The organism is Janthinobacterium sp. NKUCC08_JDC (assembly GCF_019345575.1).
Taxonomy (GTDB): domain Bacteria; phylum Pseudomonadota; class Gammaproteobacteria; order Burkholderiales; family Burkholderiaceae_D; genus Janthinobacterium; species Janthinobacterium aestuarii.
The window spans coordinates 291,813-308,985 of record NZ_JAHKQW010000001.1; the positions used below are offsets into that span (position 1 = coordinate 291,813).

Here is a 17,173-nt window from a genome sequence, read left to right on the forward strand (position 1 = left end):
GGATTGGATGACACGCAATCATAGCAAGCCCTGAGCCAGTCGCCCGTGCGGAACAAATTGAAAAAGGCAGACTGATCCATTAAAAACGTTTAGTGACATTTGAATACATTTTCATTGTGCAATTTAAATATACTACTAACCCTTCAGATTGCAACCTGACAATGGCCTATTCATCCTGATGTATTTCTTTCATAGATCGTACTCATGACAATTTTCTTCCCTTTAAATCAAACTGAAAATGCATCGCATCGCAATCACAACACGCTACTAGCGGTTTCCGTCTATGAGAGACTGCATGCGTTTATCAAAGATGCCCTACCGGTGCATGCTCTACATCCGCAAGCAACGTTCAACCAGAGCCGGGTTCACCGCGCGGTATTGATTGATGGCGCTCGCGGAACAGGGAAAAGCTCAGTACTGATCAACTTGGATACTTATCTGCAATCGAAAGACCTGCAATTGCTTCAAAGAGTACATATTTTCAAACCTGTCGATCCTACTCTGCTGGAAGATCACGATGACCTCTTCCTGAATGTCATTGTTGCAGCAATGCTATCGGATGAGGTTGTACGCGAGGCGCAAGCCCGCGACGCGGATGGTCGCCAGCAGCTTCAATATCAATTACAAACCTTGGGGCAAGCGCTGGAAAGTATGCAATCCCAGCGCGACAAACAAGGGCTGGACAAAATCCGTTCATTCATTGGCAACCAACAATTGGTCGAGGAAGTCCACAACTTCTTTAATGCAATACGCAAGCTGCTCGGCAAGGATTTATTAGTATTGACAATCGACGATGTCGACACCTCGCTGAACCGGGCATTTGAAAACATGGAAGTGGTGCGGCGCTATCTGGTGACGCCTTACGTATTGCCGCTGATCAGCGGCGATCTCGAGCTCTATCAGGAAGTCACCTGGCGGGAATTTCATGGCCGGCTGCTGGAAGATAGTAGCTACAAAAGAAAAGAGGCGTATGAACGTGCGCTCGGGCTAGCCAAGGAATATCAACGAAAAATCTTACCGCTCCAATATCGCCTCAAAATGCCGACCGTGCCCGATTATCTACGCAACGAGCACATCCGCATGGGTGAAGAGGGCAACCGTCACGTCTTTTCCTTGCCAATGTTCCATGGCTGGGTAGAAGGTCTGATCAACGGTGCTGTCAATGGACTTGAAAACAGCCGCCTACCCGTGCCGCTACCCGTTGTACGCGCACTCGCACAACTGGTTTACCAGGTAAAAGACTTGATACCGGCGTTGGCCGAGTATGTATGCGAGAATAAACTGACGCTACGCTCGCTGCGCAGGGCTTTGGTAATTCCCGGAGTCAGCAACGATAAGGTCGAAGCGTTACAGAATGCCTACCGAATCGGCGCGGACAACGAAGCCGCATATAAAGCGTTCATCGACACTCCTGCCGAACCCGGTCCGCCATCCCTATCAGCGCTGGCCAAAACATGGCATGCCGTTCTGCGCGACCATTTCCAGTTCGATCCTGTGGCAGGTAGTGTCTTCCTGGTAATGCTCGCGCGTACTTACTGGGATACTTTGAACACAGACCAAAGCAGCGAATGGCGCAGTGTTTTTGACACTCCATTGTTCCAGCCCTTGCAGCACTCGTCCATCTATACACAGTTCGATCAAAATGCGGATCTGATGGATTGGCGCGATCATCTGCAGGGCCGCGCGCCACAGCGCTGGATCAACCAGTTGCCGTCGAGGGCAATCTTGCCGTATCCCGTTCCTGAAGCGGGCAAAGCCGTTCCCAACCGCATTTACACCGACTCTAGCAACGAGCATGCAGGACGATTCAATCTGCTGATCGACCTCGTCCTGCATCGGAATTTTTACTCTGGCAACAAACGTGCCCTACTGGTATGTACCGGACGTATCATCGAACTGGTCATTACCAGCCTGCTGCGTGATATTGACGAAAAAGACGTTGCCACAATATTAGAACGCTCCCCGTTTTACTCGTTCAGCAGCGCCGCCGGAACAAAAGCCATGCAACTGAGCACCGAAGACGGCATGGATATCTTTAACGAACCAGTTACAAGGCCGCCTGATGCCAACGCCATCAAGGAACTCAGCACACAAATTGCACAATGGCGCGACGAACACCGCATTGCGGAGATTAATATATCGCCGTGGCTGATTTATAACGTTTTCAACAAAGTCATCAATCAGGCATGGCTCTTCAACCGCCCCCTGAACGTTGGGCAACAACCGAAAAGTACACAGAATTACCAAATCAGCTGGGTAGCGCGCCAGACGTTTCATAGCCTCTGGGCTGCATTCGGCAGCTTTGAAAAAGGCCCGATCTATGGTTTCCCCGACATTGTTGCAAATGTCAATATCGGCTTGGGTGTCAACTTCAGCAATAGCGACTTGTATCGGCAAAATATTGCCCCATTCTATAGTGAGGACGGAGTGGTGAATACGTTTGGCAAGACCGCCAGGGCCATCACCTCTTTGCTGGGAAGCCATCCCTTGCGTATCTGGGTTGAACAACTGGCAACTCCATTGCCATTTGCACTAACCAAAACCGACCTGGATGGCTTTACTTCTGCCTCAGGAACACCAGCGCCAACAAACCCTGCCCCAACAAGAAAAAGGCCACGCGCCTGGCTGAGAGAACATTTGAGGCTTTCCAGGCTAATGACAACGCCCGAAGCAAGGTCGCTGCAACAGGCACTTAAACAGACATGCAAAAATCGTCAGGATGCGCTGCGTCTATTGGCCAATTTCCAAGACGTCTATACCGACGAAAAAACAATCTCGACCTTGCTGTCCCAAGCGATCGATATTGCATTCCCCGAACAAGGTGACTGACAAGCATGCTAAAAAGATCGCTTCATGAACTCAGTATCGCCACGCTGTTTAACTGCGTTGATGTCAAAACGTGCCTGCACGATTACATAAAAAATAAACAACAACATATTGGGACCTTGCTACCCACGTGCCGAGAAAAGCTCGGACCGGCCTTCGAACGCGCCCACCCACGTCAATTCCGGCTACCAGATATTGAACGGGTTTTTACCTCTATATGGGACGAGAAATTATTCTCGGGTCCGGATATCCCCTTGCTGGACAGTCTGTTCGGCAGGCTGATGCTGCGCAATGGTGATCATCTGCAATATCGCGAGGATCAAGTGCAGGCCTACGCTAGGTTCGCCGTGGACTTGGACCCTACTTTGCTTGTGGGCTGGCATCTGGCTGGCAGGCTGTATCAAGCCGAACCTCTGGGGAAGTACGATTTACAGCGGATCGTCAACAATCAATACTCCTTTTTTTCACCCGCCGCATCGCATGAAAAAGCATATGCCGAAGGACATGTACATTGGGGCGGAATCGGGTTTGACGGCGCTTTTTTGGCGAGTAACATAACAGCTACTGATGGAGAAGAGCACAACGACCGGTACGCACACCTGAGACATATTCTCAAAGTCATCATCTCGCATGCCGACAGGGGGAAAAATGAGCTTGATACAAATCTTGCATCAGCTCTTGGTAACATTTCTTACAGCAAGACCTTGCCATCGCTCGATTGGCACAGCATACGGGATGGCTGCATCTTGACAGAGAGCATAGACTCTTCCTGGCTGCGTTTTATGCTCGCCAACTCGGTGATTAAAAAAAAGTATGCTGTCGCCTGGTCATGGCTGGTCTGCCTGCTATGGCATAGCTACCGGTCGCCAAAGACTCCAAGCAAGCTGCGCATCGCCATTTTCTACTTATTCATGGAACTGACCTGCATTCGCAAAACAGCCATCATGAATGGTCAGGGACTGTCGGCATTTCTCGGCACAAGTAAATTAGGAGAGTTGGATGCGCATACGGTGGAAGAGAACCGGCGTCGCATCTTGCCAGGAGCTGAGGATGTGGCTGAAATAAAATTATCCACCACAGCCTTCAACGCCGCAAGACTGGTGGAACTGGCAAGCGCATCACCCACTTGGAAGCGCCTGGACACGACGCGGAAAGCGCCACACCGGAACCCGGGTGCGCGCCAGCGGGAGCATATCCGCCAACTGGAGCGCACTCACTTTTGCCTGCATTTCATACGCAGCAAAAGAAATACAAACAAGTGTACCGACAAGATACGCGAAAAATTGTGGAAACAGGCACAGGAACTGGCCGATATCTTCAACAAGGACGAGAAATGGACGGCGCCGGACTATCTTGGCGATTTCTCACAGCCTGCGTACAAATTCCAACCGTCGCGCTGGATCAGGGGCCTCGATGTCGCCGGCGATGAAAATGTTCAGCGCATAGAGCAACATGCGCCCATCCTGCGCTGGCTCAGGCGCGGTTTGAGCAATGCCGTCAATGCCACCGTGATTACGCCTGGTCCGCATTTGAGCATCCATGCAGGTGAAGATTATGCGCATCCGCTTTCCGGCTTGCGCCATATAGACGAAACGGTGCGTTTTTGCGAGATGCGGTCCGGTGATCGCCTGGGACATGCGCTGGCGCTAGGTCTGGAACCTGCAGCCTGGGTGGATAAACATGGCGATATGCTACTGCCTGCGGAAGAGCACCTGGATAACCTGGTCTGGGCCTGGCACTACGCAGGCGAACTGAGCCACTGCTTGCCGCTGGCATCACAAGTACGGCCAAGACTCGAAAAACGTATTGCCAGGATGCTTGCTCATGTACCTTGGGTCAGTCAGCGCGAGAATCAGGTCTTGCTCTCGTCTGTATCGACCGGCAATGCCCAACCCGAAGCACTACTGTCGAACATACATCCATCGCTGGACATTCTGTTCCAGGCTTGGGAATTACGGCGCAATTGCCATCAGATGTACAAGGCAGGAGATTATCTGCAAGACAGCAAAACCCGCAGCGCTGTACCAGACTTTGATCGTTTGCATGCGGTCGCGAGAAAACTTCAAACCGGTACCGCCGAGTGGCTGTATTTTGAGCGCGAAGCATACCTGAACAAGACCAAGAGCGCCCCGCAATGCACCGTTTTGATTCGTCCACTATCTGCGCAGGAAGAATACATTCGCAATGACAAAACACCCGACGGTGCCGTGCTCATGCATGATTACGAGACGATCGAAGAACTGCAGTTCATTCACGCACTGCAAGACTATCTGATGAACCGCTATGATCGGCTCGGTTTATTAATTGAAACCAATCCAACGTCCAATGTGTTTATCGCTCGCATGGAAAAACATGCCGATCATCCAATTTTTCGATGGAGTCCTCCTGATGGCGGCTCCTTGGAGCGGGGAGAAGCATACAATCTGCATGGCCTGCGCAAAGGGCCGATGCGTGTGCTGATCAATACCGACGACCCCGGAATCATGCCGACGACCTTGCGCACCGAGTATGCCTTACTGCTTGAAGCCGCAGTCGACCTAGGATACTCTAGGGCCACTACGGAAACATGGCTCGAACAAATCCGGCTGCTGGGACTGGAGCAGTTCAGGCGCAATCATCTACCAGTGTTCATGAACATGGACGGTGAAGCGCTTTAACTAAACAAGCGCTGCTGTGTGATGATGAAGTATATCGCCACGCAGCAGCACGAACGTCGATTCGATAGAGAATAACTTGCAACGCTCACCGCCGGGATCAACTTTCCTAGAAATCCTTCTCGCCCCGGATCACGGCCGGATAGCCCGTCATGGCGCGCGAGGTCTGCATGCCGGCCATCACGGCCGCCTCGACGCAGCCAGCGTTGAGGCCCGTCCTGATCCAGTCGCCCGTGAGGAACAGGTTGCTGAACCCTGACTGGTCGGTGGCCAGACGGTACTGCGTGCTGCCCACCACCGACATCACGTAGCGCTCGGACGGGTCGACGTTGGCGCGCCAGTACTGGCTGTCGAAGCGCGCCGGTCCCGCGCTCTCTTTTGCATCGACCAGCCATTGCCACGGAAACGCGCCCGGCGCGCCCGCCTCGGACCACAGCGCGCCGATCTCGCGCTCGAGCTGGTGCAGCGCGCCCTGCTTCGCCTTGGCCGCGCAGCGGGCGGGAAAATCCGTGTCGGTGACGGGCGGGTAGCTGTCGACGGGGAAGGCGCTGCAAAAGTACGAGACATTTTTCGGCTCCAGCCCCGCCGGCCAATCCTCATGCGCCAGGAGTTGGTCCATCGGCGCCCACGTGTCGTACGGCTCCGTAAAAGCCGACAGCACCGGCTGCTGGCCTTTCGGCTGCGTGGTCCAGCCCATCTGCGCCAGATTCTTGTTGAGCCACACCTGGTAAGCCTGCGTGGCGACGGTTTTCACCTTGTCGGCCGCCAGCTGCAAGGCCGGGCTTTGTGCCAGCAGCTGCGGGCACAGGGCCTGCAGCGAACCGATGGAAATGCCGAACACCACCTTGTCGAAGTCGACGCCCTTCTTCAATACCGTGGCGGGCAGCGCGCGGCCGAACGCCTGCTGGTACTGCTGCGGCCAGGCGCTCCAGTACGATTCCAGATTGACTTCCTGCGCCTGCAGCAGCGCCGCCTGGGCCGGTTCGATCTGCGCGTAATCGGGCGCGCTGGGCCAGCAGGCGAGGCCCTTGACGTCTACCAGCGGCGCGTAGCCGGCGGCCGGGTCCTTCAATTGCACCTGCTGCGTGATGCGGATGCTGTCGATGTCGCCCGCGCCCGGCACCAGTTCTTCCACGCGCTGGTAGAATTTGAATTCCACGCCCCTTTTCTTCAGCACTTCGTACATCGGCGTAAAGATGGTGTCGCCCATGCCGGCCTGCATCTTGAACATGATGCCGCCCTTGTAGGCCAGGCCGATGCGCGCCATCGAGCGCAAGAGCGTCCCCGCCTCGATATTTGGCTTGGAAAAATCGCCGCCTTCGTAGGCAAACACCAGATCGTAAAAGCCGCGCACGGGCGCCGAGTTGACGCTGAACTGCTCATCGCCGCCATGTTTTCTCAGCCAGGCGCGGAAATCGATGTCGTTGATGACGTCAAAGCCATTCTTGAATACGCCATCCTCGAACATGCCTTTCATGACCGTGATGCCCAGGTCCAGGCAGGTGAACAGGCGGCGCAATTCATCGTCGCCATCGATCAGGGCGCGGTAGCGCAGGCGCAGCCACGCGCGGATGCCGTTCAGGGTGCTGGCCAGCAGCTGGTGGCGGGCCTGGTCGTGGCGCGTGGAATCGGGTGCCAGATCGGCCACCAGCGCCACCAGCGCGCCGACGGACAAGCCCACGTCGAGGCCCAGTTCATCGGCCTGCCCCACCACTTCATCGGCCAGGCGGCGCAGCCAGCCCGGCCACACGCCCTCGCCTTGCGACGCACTGGCGCGCACGATGCGCGCGTCGGCGTCCGCCACTTGCCGGATCTGGCGTATCCACTGCTCGATCCAGCCCACCATGGCGATGGCCATCTGCCACAGCGTGATGTCTTCGCCCCCCTCGCCCGGCTCGCCCGGCAAGGTGGGAAAGACGATGGACCAGTTGCGCCACTGCCCCTTGACGTCTTCCGACAGGGCCACGTAATCGTGCTGCTTGAAGGCGTCGCGCCAGGTGGCCAGCGGCGCGCCGGGCGGACGCTCCAGGCTCGCATACGCTTCCTTGATCATCTTGAAGGCGTTCGCGTAGAAGCCGAACCAGATGTGCAGGCCGTGCTCCTCGATGCGCTGGCCCGCTTGCGCATTGCGCCCGCTGGCGCCCTTGCCGCCCAGGCGCCAGCCCAGCTGGTAGACGGTGATCGTGTGCCGGTTCTGCCAGCCCGGCTGGTTCGTCAAGTAATACGCGGTGGTCATGGCCGCCACGCCGCCGCCGAGGATGGCGATCTTTTCCGGCGCGATGCGGGAATTGTCGACCAGCTCCTCGCCCGGCATGGCCGTGAAATCGAAGTTCACATTGAACGGTAAAATCGCCGTTTGCGGTCCCAGCTGCAAGCCCAGGGTCTGGTCCAGCGGGAAGCTGTCAAACGCATGCAAGGTGCATTCGTATTCATAACCGAGCAGGCGCGCGCTGTGCAGGCGGTTGATTTCGGCCGGCGCGGCCACGAGGGCCTGGTACACGGCTTTCACGCCCGCGCTGTCGGGGAATTGCTTGAGGAAAATCTGGTCGATGCGCGGGTTGCGCAGCAAGGACAGAATATCGGCCCAGCCGGCCTGGTCCATGTCGAAGAAATCGGGAATGGAGAGGAAAATCTGGAACGCCTGCTCGATGAGCTCCAGGAAACTGTTGACGGGTTTGTGCGGCCCCGTCTGCACGGTGGCGTTGACTTCCAGCAGCGGGTGCAGCGCCAGTTTCGTTTCCGGCGAAAAATGCTGGAAGCCCTTGGCCGCGACGGAACAGCGCAGCGGCTCGCTGCCGGCGGCAGGAATTTCATATTCGCACAGGTATTTTGGATAGCCGAACAGCTCGCGCCCGTTGATCAGGGCCATCGCGTCATCGACGAAAATATGGCATGGGTACCAATAGATATGCGCGAGCTTGCCCTGCTCATCCATCTGGCCCACCATAATCCAGGTGACGATGTCGACTTCCGTGATCCAGCCCTTGGCCTGGTCGACGGGATTGGCGGAATCCGCATGATTGACGCGCGTAAATGTCAGCATCACATACGGCGACAGGGCTTTCAGGGTCATCGTGCTGCCCGCCACCTGGTTCAAGGTGGTATTCACGGTGGCCTGCAATTTTGCCAGGTCGCCCTTGACGAAATAGCCGTACATTTCCGACTGTTTCAATTGCAGCGGCGAGTGCATCATCACCGAACCGCCCTGATAGATATACGAAGGTCTTGCCGAAGGTTGCGCCGTCATTGCCCTGCCCCTGTGAAGTTTCAGAAAAACAAGATTGCTACAGTGTATTTTAGAAACAGCAAGAAATGATATGAAATAAATTAAAGGATTTGCCAAGATGCATAGCTTGGGCTTGCGCACGGCAGTCGGGGCAAGCCCATGCCATCGGGTGTACGATAAAGCCTCTTGAGCGTTCCGAGCACCATGCCATGGCAATGATTACCACCGACTACGTTTCCACTTATTCAGGCAACCGTTTTTATCCCTTGCGCCCGCATATCGACAAGGTCGCCATCGAGGACATCGCCCACGGCCTCGCCTATCAGTGCCGTTTCAATGGACAGACGCAAGTGTTTTACTCTGTCGCCCAGCACAGCCTGATCGTCGCCGAACTGGTGCCGCCGCCCCTGCGTCTGGCCGCCCTGCTGCACGACGCGGCCGAAGCCTATCTGGGCGACATGGTGAAGCCCTTGAAAGTGTTGCTGCCGGAGTTTGCCGTGCTGGAAGACAAGGTCAGCGCCATTATCGCCGCCACGTATGGGCTGGATTTCTCCGATTACGCGCCCATCAAGCGGGCCGACCTGATCGCGCTGGCCACGGAAAAGCGCGACCTGATGCCGCACTCGGCCGAGCGCTGGGCTTACCTTGACGGCATCGCCCCCTTGCCCGGTATAATCGAAGCCATGGGTCCGGCCGAAGCCAAGCAGCGCTTCCTGCATGCTTTCGCCCAGCTGAGCGGGCTTGGACTTGCCGCATGAATGCTACGACCCTGCCTCACGAACGGGCGCTAAGCCCCGGTTTTTGCACGGCTTTTTTAGATATCCACAGCAACTGTGGATAAAGTTGTTGATAAGCCCCTCTTGACAAGCCGCAACACCAGTATTGATGCGGGTTTCAACAATTTGCTGATTTCACAGGCAATTTTTTACCCCAATGAAATCAATGACTTGCAATCACGAATTTGCGCTGGAGCAAAGTTACTTCACCACCATGAAAATATATTTTGCTGTGCATAAGCAATCCTGGCGCCAGGCCGTCTTGCTTGAACAGCATTGTTTTGACAAACCCCGTAGACTGGCATAGTGTGGAGTAGCGAGCACGATCAACGGTGGATAAACGCATGAACATGGATAGCGATAGTGCCGCCAAGGGGGCGGACGAACCGGACTGGCTGGTCGACGAACCGCTGGAACGGGCAGACGCGCCGGCAGAGCCTGCCACCGCGGCGCCATGGCGCGTGCTGATCGTCGATGACGATGTCGACGTGCACGTGGTGACCAAATTCGCCCTCAGCCAGGCCAGCTTCCAGGGACGCAGGCTGAGCTTTTTACACGCGTATTCGGGCGCCGAGGCGCTGGCCTTGCTGCGCAGCACATCCGATATCGCCGTGGTGCTGCTCGATGTGATCATGGAAACCCAGGATGCCGGGCTGCAAGTGGCGCGCCAGATCCGCGAAGATCTGCACAACAGCGCCGTGCGCATCATCCTGCGCACGGGCCAGCCCGGCCAGGCGCTCGAGCACCGCATCATCATCGACTACGACATCAACGATTTCTGGTGCAAGACCGACCTGACCACGCGCAAGTTGTTCACCACCGTGATCGCCTCGCTGCGCACCTACGCCACCTTGCGCGAAGCGGAGCAACAAGTCGCCGAGCTGGCCGCAGCCCTGGCCCAGTGCGGCAACACGCCAGCGGCGCCGGCCGGCGGCACGCCCTGAACACGGCCGCTACTTTCAGTCATAAAACCAGAGCACTGGATAGGCATACAGGCTTGTGGCATGCCCCATTTTGGCCCATCCTGCCGGCCCATCGCATGTGCCGGGCGGCCCCAATTTCCTAAGTGGCGGATTGTTAAGCGCTTTTTCAGATATCCACACGGACTGTGGATATCTTTGTGGATAAGGCCCTATTGACAGCCCTCAAAGCCACAGCCCGTGCGGCTTTCAATAAACTGCTCAATCAAACAGCAAAAATAAAATCCATTAAAATCAAGCACTTGGAAACTCACACATAATCACAGGAAAATTATTTCAGCAATTTCGTTAACCCATCATTTGTGCATAACTGAGCCGTAATGATCAATCCGACAACACCGGGCTAACGCTGCCGGCAACACAGTTGCCATGCGGATACTCAATGCACGGTCTGGCGGCGCTGCTCCGGATGCAGCAGCACGCGCTCGATCAGCTCGGGGGCGATATTGTATGACTTCAGGTATTCCAGCGCGCACAAGGTGCTGAAGGCTGCCTGCACGGCGATGCCCAGGTTGACGATATCGCACATCTTCTGGTCGACGCGGGCATGCAGCGCCACGGGTTTGACGGGCATGTGCAAGGTTTCTTGGGAACTCAGCATGATGAATGACTCCTGCGGAAGGTAGACATGGCGGGACATGGCGGCGGAGAACGGCGCCGGGATGGCAGCGAGGAAGAGTGACAGCGAAAGTATTGCCGAAAAACGCGCGATGTCAATGCCAGCCAGTTATTCCCATGCAGTTTTTTTCTGATACACAAGGCCGCACGTCTAAGGCAGATCAAACGCAGCGCCTGTCGCCAGCCTAGTATGGACTGGCTGCCATCACGCGGCGTTCGCGCTGCATGGACGAGGAGACACGACATGAATACAACACCCGAACCAGCCAAAAATCCCGGCGACATCGCCCCTCCCGGCACTCCCGGAACCGGTGAAAACGTCTGCACGCATTGCCAGGGCCGGGGCGCCAAGGCCGATGGCCAGCCCTGCCCCATGTGCGGCGGCACGGGCGTGGTTATCGCCGGCATCGGCGGGGGCTGAGAACACCTATCAAAACCTACTGCGCGTCGTAATTTGCGGTCTGCGATGCTCACTGTACCTTCGTACAGTTGCGCTTCTCAACCGCAACTTACTTCCGCTCGCTACGGTTTTGTTAGGTGTTATAAGCCACGCCAGCAACTATGTATGGACATAAGCATGGACAAGGCGAAGCAGGCACGGCGATAATCAGCCATGCCCGCACCTTCCACGCTTCCGCCCGACCTGCCCCGTCCGCAACCAGCTTCGCTTGCCGACCTGTTCTTCTCGTTCACCTGGCTGGCCCTGCAAGGCTTTGGCGGCGTGCTGGCCGTAATCCAGCGCGAAATGGTCGAGCGCAAGCGCTGGCTGACGCAGGAGGAATTCCTCGAAGACTGGGCCGTGGCGCAAATCATGCCCGGGCCGAATGTCGTCAACCTGTCCCTGATGGTGGGCGGGCGCTATTTCGGCTTGAAAGGCGCGCTGACGGCGCTGGCCGGCATGCTGGCCGCGCCTCTCGTCATCGTGCTCGTGCTGGGCGTGCTGTACACGCGCTTTGGCGACAATCCGCAGATGGCGGGCGCCTTGCGCGGCATGGCGGCCGTCTCGGCCGGCATGATCGCCGCCACGGGCGTGAAACTGGCGACCGCGCTGGCCAAGCATCCGCTGCCCCTGTGGCTCACCTTGTCCATCACCGTGCTCGGTGTGCTGATGGTGGCGATCTTGCGCTGGCCCCTGCTGTACATCCTGCTGGGCCTGGGCGGCATCGGCTGCCTGCTCACCTATCGAAAGCTGTCCCCATGAATCCGCCTTTGCAACTGGTGTTGAGCACAGGCGACTGGCTGAACCTGTTCGGCCACTACCTGATGCTGTCGCTGATGTCGATCGGCGGCGCCATTTCCACCACCTCCGAAATGCACCGCTTCCTTGTCGAACAGCATGGCTGGCTGACCCAGGCGCAATTCAACGAATCGATCGCCATCGCCCAGGCCGCGCCCGGGCCAAACGTGCTGTTCGTCGCCCTGATGGGCTGGAACGTGGGCATGAACGCGGGCAGCTACACGGCCGCCTACCTGGGCGTGTTCATCACCATGGTGGGCATCATGCTGCCCAGCACCACCCTTACCTACGTGGCGGCCCAATGGGGCTACCGCAACCGCGACCTGCGCCCCGTGCGCGCGTTCAAGCAAGGCATGGCACCCATCGTCGTCGCCCTGCTGATTTCCACGGGCATGATTTTGGGCGGCGCCAACCATGACATCCGCACGGACTGGCCCCTGTGGAGCCTGTCCATCGTGACCGGCCTCATCATCTGGCGCACGAAGATCCATTTGCTGTGGCTGCTGGCGGCCGGCGCCGTGCTGGGCTGGTTCCAGCTCGTCTGACCTCACACGGCCAGGTGCCGCTTCACATCCTCGCCATCCATCTGTTCCGCCTTGCCGCTGGCGACGACACTGCCGCGCGACAGGACGATGAATTCATCGGCCAGCTCGCGGGCAAAATCGAAATACTGTTCGCACAGCACGATGGCCATGTCGCCACGCTGTTTCAGCAAGGAAATGACCCTGCCGATATCCTTGATGACGGAGGGCTGGATGCCTTCCGTCGGCTCGTCGAAGATGATCAGCTGCGGCTCGGCCAGCAGGGCGCGGGCGATGGCCAGTTGCTGCTGTTGCCCGCCGGACAAATCTCCGCCGCGCCGCTGCAGCATCTCTTTGAGCACTGGAAACAGCTCATACACATGGGGATCGATGCGCGACGCTTGTTTTCCGCGCTTCACCGCCATGCCCATCAGCAAGTTTTCCTCGACCGTCAGGCGCGCAAAGATGTCGCGCCCCTGCGGCACGTAGGCGATGCCCAGCTTTGCCCGCGCATGCGGCGTCAGTTTCGTGATGTCGCGCCCCTGGAAGACCACCTTGCCCTGCGCCACGGGCAGCACGCCCATCAGGCATTTGAGCAAGGTCGTCTTGCCCACGCCATTGCGCCCCAGCAAGGCCAGGCATTCGCCCTTGCGCGCTAACAGGTTGATGCCGCGCAAGGTGTGCGAGGAGCCATAGTATTGATTCAATTGCTCGACTTCCAGCATATGTGTTCACCTTCCCAGATAGACTTCGATGACGCGCTCGTCGGCCTGCACTTCGTCCATGCGGCCCTGCGCCAGCACGGAACCCTCATGCAGCACGGTAACGATGCCTTGCTGGGCAATTTCCGTCACAAAACCCATGTCGTGCTCGACCACCATGATCGAATGCTTGCCGCGCAATTCATTGAGCAATTCCGCCGTGCGCGCCGTTTCCGCATCCGACATGCCGGCCACCGGTTCGTCCAATAGAATCAGCTGCGGCTCCTGCATCAGCAGCATGCCAATTTCCAGCCACTGTTTTTGCCCGTGCGACAGCAAGCCGGCCGGCCGCGCCTCGTGGCCGTTGAGGCGGATCAAGCGCAATATCGCTTCGATCTTGCCTGCCTGCTCCGAGCTTAAACGCGCAAACAGGGTGGGCGCCACGCGCTTGTCCATCTTCATCGCCAGTTCCAGGTTGTCGAACACCGTGTGCTGCTCGAACACGGTGGGGCGTTGGAACTTGCGGCCGATACCCGCGTGGGCAATCTGCGCTTCCGTCATCGTCGCCAGATTCATGGTCTGGCCGAACCAGGCCGTGCCGGACGTGGGCCGCGTCTTGCCGGTGATTACATCCATCATCGTCGTCTTGCCCGCGCCATTCGGGCCGATGATGCAGCGCAATTCGCCCACGGAAATGTCGAGACTGAGCTTGTTGATGGCCTTGAAGCCGTCGAACGACACGCTGATGTCTTCCAGATACAAAATGGCACCATGCGTCGTATCGACGCCCTCGCCTTTCACGCGCGAATAGCTGGCGCCCGTCTCTGTGCCGGCCATGCCGGGCAACATGCGGATACTCATGCGGCCTCCTCTGCCACGACGGCCGTTTTCTTGCGTTTGAGCTTGTTCAACACACCGAGCATGCCTTGCTGCATGAACAGGGTGACGACGATGAACAGCAAGCCCAGCGCGAACAGCCACAGTTCCGGCAAGGCGGCCGTGAACCAGCTTTTCAAGCCGTTGACGGTGAAGGCGCCCAGGATGGGACCGATCAAAGTACCGCGTCCACCGACCGCCACCCACACGACCATCTCGATGGAGTTCGCCGGCGACATTTCGGACGGGTTGATGATGCCCACTTGCGGCACGTACAGGGCGCCAGCGATACCGCACAGCACGGCCGACAAGGTCCAGACGAACAGCTTGAACCACAGCGGGTTGTAGCCAAGGAACATCAAGCGCGGCTCGCTGTCGCGCACGCCCTGCAGCACCCTGCCCAGTTTCGAGCGGACGATGGCGCGCGCACCCACCAGCGCGGCCAGCAGGAAGGCCAGGGTCAGCAGGAACAGCACGGCACGGGTGGCGGGCGCCGTGATGCTATGGCCAAGGATGGTCTTGAAATCCGTGAAACCGTTGTTGCCGCCAAAGCCGGTGTCATTGCGGAAGAACAAGAGCATGAAGGCATACGTCATCGCCTGCGTGATGATGGAAAAATACACACCCTTGATGCGCGAGCGGAAGGCAAAGTAACCGAAGACAAAAGCCAGCACGCCCGGCACCAGCACGACAAGGGCCATGCAGTACCAGAAGTGTTCCGTGAAGGCCCAGTACCACGGGTAGGTTTTCCAGTCGAGAAAGACCATGAAATCGGGCAAGCTGCTGTGGTACTGGCCCTGCTCGCCGATGGCTCGCATCAGATACATGCCGTGCGCATACGCGCCCAAGGCAAAGAACACGCCGTGGCCCAGGGACAGGATGCCCGTGTAGCCCCAGACGAGGTCCAGCGCCAGCGCGGCCAGCGCGTAGCACATGAACTTGCCCACCAGCGCCACCGTGTAAGCGGACACGTGCAAGGCATGGCCTTCGGCAAACGCCAGATTAAAAGTCGGCAATAGCGCCGCCAGCAGCGTGCATGCGGCAATCGCCAGCCAGACGGGCCGCGTGAACAGGCCCTGCTTGGATTGATAGGAGGTAGTCATTCGACGCTGCGTCCCTTCATGGCAAACAGGCCCTGCGGCCGGCGCTGGATGAAAATGATGATGAACACGAGAATGGCGATCTTCGCCAGCACGGCGCCCGCCACCGGTTCGAGGAATTTGTTCACTTCGCCCAGCCCCAGCGCAGCGATGACGGTGCCGGCCAGCTGGCCCACGCCGCCGAGCACCACCACCATGAAGGAATCGACGATGTAGCTTTGGCCCAGGTCCGGCCCCACATTGCCCAGCTGCGACAGGGCCACGCCGCCGAGCCCGGCGATGCCGGAACCGAGGCCGAAAGTCAGCATGTCGACCTTGCCCGTGGCCACGCCCACGCAATCGGCCATCCGGCGGTTTTGCGTCACGGCCCGCACGAATAGGCCCAGCCGTGTCTTGTTGAGGATCAGCCACACGGCCATCACGACAAGGACGGCGAAGACGATGATGGCCAGCCGGTTGTACGGCAGCACGAGGCCGCCCAGCACCGTCACGCCGCCCGACATCCAGGCGGGATTGGCCACTTCCACGTTTTGCGCGCCGAAGATCGTGCGCACCGTCTGCATGAGGATCAGGCTGATGCCCCAGGTGGCCAGCAGGGTTTCCAGCGGCCGCCCATACAGCCAGCGAATCACCGTGCGCTCGAGCGTCACGCCCACCAGTCCCGCGACGAGAAAGGCGGCCGGCAAGGCGGCCAGCAGGTAGGCATCCTGCAGGCCAGGCAGATAGGTGCGGAAGAACAGCTGGCACAGATACGTCGTGTAAGCGCCTATCATCAGCAATTCGCCATGCGCCATATTGATGATGCCCATCAAGCCGAAGGTGATGGCCAGCCCCAAGGCGGCTAACAGCAGCACGCTGCCCAGCGAAATGCCGTAGAACACATTGCCGGCGAATTCCATGCGCGCCACTCGTCCCTTGATCTGGCCCATGGTGTCGATGGCGGCCAGCTGCACGGCTTCGTCCGGCTCGCCGCCCTTGTCCAGCATGGCTTGCAGCACGGGCAGCAGCCGGGCATCGCTACTGCCCGCCAGGTCCTGCACAGCCTGCTTGCGCGTGGCGGCGTCTGGCGCATGCAGATTGGCGCTGGCGATCAGCACTTGCAATATCTGCTGGATCTCGGCATCGCTCTCTTGCGCCAGCGCCTTGTGGATCAGGGGCAGCTGCGCGGGATCGACGGATTGCTGCAGCGCCTGCGCAGCGGCCAGCCGTGTGGCCCGCTCTGGCGCCAGCAGTTTCAGCCCCGACAAGGCACCAGCCACGGCCGAGCGCAAGCGGTTGTTGACCATGACGCCGTCGATACCGTCCGGCAGCGGCACGCTCTTGCCGTTTGCCGGGTCATATGCCTGCTCGCCGTCGACGATGTAGACCTTGCCGTCGGGCGCTGCATACAGGCTGTCGTCTTGCAACGCTTGCAGCACCTTGGCAGCCTCGGGCGTGGCCAGGGCGGCGATCTGGGCGACGGCAGCGACTCTGGCGTCGGGGTCGTCGCCGGATAGCGGTTTGAGCAGGTTGGGGGAAATGGCTGCCTGCGCAGACAGCGGCAACAGGCAAAGTAATAACAAAATACGACGTAGCAGACGCATGCGGAAAGACCTCTCATCGTTACTTCAGCCCAAGCGAAATCTGGGGTCAGACCCGTCGGGTCTGACCCCGGCCTT

Annotated in this window: 13 protein-coding genes; 7 read left to right on the forward strand and 6 right to left on the reverse strand. The window is 58.3% G+C overall.

The genetic code is table 11. The features are described 5' to 3' along the window. Nucleotides 1-204 precede the first annotated feature (204 nt). Together rdrA and rdrB are read left to right on the forward strand one after the other, a co-directional pair. A complete protein-coding gene (gene rdrA, locus KO538_RS01380) occupies nt 205-2,829 on the forward strand; it encodes an antiviral RADAR system adenosine triphosphatase RdrA (protein WP_219327292.1) in 2,625 nt (874 codons plus the stop codon). A 5-nt stretch (nt 2,830-2,834) separates the two neighbouring features. Continuing rightward, nucleotides 2,835-5,483, forward strand: a complete 2,649-nt coding sequence (gene rdrB / locus KO538_RS01385) for an antiviral RADAR system adenosine deaminase RdrB (protein ID WP_219327293.1) — start codon at nt 2,835-2,837, stop codon at nt 5,481-5,483. Nucleotides 5,484-5,589: 106 nt separating this feature from the next. Here the strand turns inward: rdrB and KO538_RS01390 are convergent, their stop codons facing one another. Continuing rightward, a complete protein-coding gene (locus KO538_RS01390) occupies nt 5,590-8,727 on the reverse strand; it encodes an NAD(P)-binding protein (RefSeq protein WP_257620123.1) in 3,138 nt (1,045 codons plus the stop codon). Between the two features lie 188 nt (nt 8,728-8,915). Between KO538_RS01390 and KO538_RS01395 the strand changes: the two genes are divergently transcribed. Further along, nucleotides 8,916-9,464, forward strand: a complete 549-nt coding sequence (locus tag KO538_RS01395) for a phosphohydrolase (protein ID WP_051991807.1) — start codon at nt 8,916-8,918, stop codon at nt 9,462-9,464. A 362-nt stretch (nt 9,465-9,826) separates the two neighbouring features. Then, nucleotides 9,827-10,426, forward strand: a complete 600-nt coding sequence (locus KO538_RS01400) for a two-component system response regulator (RefSeq protein WP_254798343.1) — start codon at nt 9,827-9,829, stop codon at nt 10,424-10,426. Nucleotides 10,427-10,841: 415 nt separating this feature from the next. On the opposite strand, the gene KO538_RS01405 is transcribed toward KO538_RS01400, so the two are convergent. Beyond that, nucleotides 10,842-11,063: a hypothetical protein gene (locus tag KO538_RS01405; RefSeq protein WP_051991806.1), complete on the reverse strand. Its 222-nt coding sequence runs from the start codon at nt 11,061-11,063 to the stop codon at nt 10,842-10,844. 261 nt (nt 11,064-11,324) lie between these two features. On the opposite strand from KO538_RS01405, the gene KO538_RS01410 reads away from it, so the two are divergent. The 3 genes from KO538_RS01410 (at nt 11,325) to KO538_RS01420 (ending at nt 12,862) form a co-directional block, all read left to right on the forward strand. Next, the gene (locus tag KO538_RS01410) at nt 11,325-11,501 is read left to right on the forward strand and encodes a hypothetical protein (protein WP_200873059.1); all 177 of its coding nucleotides are present in this window, start codon (nt 11,325-11,327) and stop codon (nt 11,499-11,501) included. Between the two features lie 192 nt (nt 11,502-11,693). Then, entirely contained in the window at nt 11,694-12,281 is a 588-nt protein-coding gene (locus KO538_RS01415) for a chromate transporter (protein ID WP_139089792.1), read from the forward strand. Then, nucleotides 12,278-12,862 carry a chromate transporter gene (locus tag KO538_RS01420; RefSeq protein ID WP_072452948.1) on the forward strand — a complete coding sequence of 195 codons (585 nt, stop codon included), beginning with the start codon at nt 12,278-12,280 and terminating at the stop codon, nt 12,860-12,862. The genes KO538_RS01415 and KO538_RS01420 overlap by 4 nt, the downstream gene beginning before the upstream one ends. Before the next feature lie 2 nt (nt 12,863-12,864). Here the strand turns inward: KO538_RS01420 and urtE are convergent, their stop codons facing one another. The 4 genes from urtE to urtB are packed head-to-tail and all read right to left on the reverse strand — an operon-like array spanning nt 12,865 to nt 17,098. Then, entirely contained in the window at nt 12,865-13,563 is a 699-nt protein-coding gene (urtE, locus tag KO538_RS01425; RefSeq protein ID WP_219327294.1) for an urea ABC transporter ATP-binding subunit UrtE, read from the reverse strand. Nucleotides 13,564-13,569: 6 nt separating this feature from the next. After that, nucleotides 13,570-14,400 carry an urea ABC transporter ATP-binding protein UrtD gene (gene urtD, locus KO538_RS01430; protein WP_219327295.1) on the reverse strand — a complete coding sequence of 277 codons (831 nt, stop codon included), beginning with the start codon at nt 14,398-14,400 and terminating at the stop codon, nt 13,570-13,572. Then, complete coding sequence (gene urtC, locus KO538_RS01435) at nt 14,397-15,518, reverse strand: urea ABC transporter permease subunit UrtC (RefSeq protein WP_219327296.1); 1,122 nt, start codon at nt 15,516-15,518, stop codon at nt 14,397-14,399. Before urtC ends, urtD begins: the two co-directional genes overlap by 4 nt. Further along, a complete protein-coding gene (gene urtB / locus KO538_RS01440) occupies nt 15,515-17,098 on the reverse strand; it encodes an urea ABC transporter permease subunit UrtB (RefSeq protein ID WP_034756742.1) in 1,584 nt (527 codons plus the stop codon). Before urtB ends, urtC begins: the two co-directional genes overlap by 4 nt. Nucleotides 17,099-17,173 lie beyond the last annotated feature (75 nt).

Bases quoted from the DNA above. Each gene is read 5' to 3' on its own strand.
- rdrA (WP_219327292.1), top strand. From the start codon at position 205: ATGACAATTTTCTTCCCTTTAAATCAAACTGAAAATGCATCGCATCGC.
- rdrB (WP_219327293.1), top strand. From the start codon at position 2,835: ATGCTAAAAAGATCGCTTCATGAACTCAGTATCGCCACGCTGTTTAAC.
- KO538_RS01390 (WP_257620123.1), bottom strand. From the start codon at position 8,727: ATGACGGCGCAACCTTCGGCAAGACCTTCGTATATCTATCAGGGCGGT.
- KO538_RS01395 (WP_051991807.1), top strand. From the start codon at position 8,916: ATGGCAATGATTACCACCGACTACGTTTCCACTTATTCAGGCAACCGT.
- KO538_RS01400 (WP_254798343.1), top strand. From the start codon at position 9,827: ATGAACATGGATAGCGATAGTGCCGCCAAGGGGGCGGACGAACCGGAC.
- KO538_RS01405 (WP_051991806.1), bottom strand. From the start codon at position 11,063: ATGCTGAGTTCCCAAGAAACCTTGCACATGCCCGTCAAACCCGTGGCG.
- KO538_RS01410 (WP_200873059.1), top strand. From the start codon at position 11,325: ATGAATACAACACCCGAACCAGCCAAAAATCCCGGCGACATCGCCCCT.
- KO538_RS01415 (WP_139089792.1), top strand. From the start codon at position 11,694: ATGCCCGCACCTTCCACGCTTCCGCCCGACCTGCCCCGTCCGCAACCA.
- KO538_RS01420 (WP_072452948.1), top strand. From the start codon at position 12,278: ATGAATCCGCCTTTGCAACTGGTGTTGAGCACAGGCGACTGGCTGAAC.
- urtE (WP_219327294.1), bottom strand. From the start codon at position 13,563: ATGCTGGAAGTCGAGCAATTGAATCAATACTATGGCTCCTCGCACACC.
- urtD (WP_219327295.1), bottom strand. From the start codon at position 14,400: ATGAGTATCCGCATGTTGCCCGGCATGGCCGGCACAGAGACGGGCGCC.
- urtC (WP_219327296.1), bottom strand. From the start codon at position 15,518: ATGACTACCTCCTATCAATCCAAGCAGGGCCTGTTCACGCGGCCCGTC.
- urtB (WP_034756742.1), bottom strand. From the start codon at position 17,098: ATGCGTCTGCTACGTCGTATTTTGTTATTACTTTGCCTGTTGCCGCTG.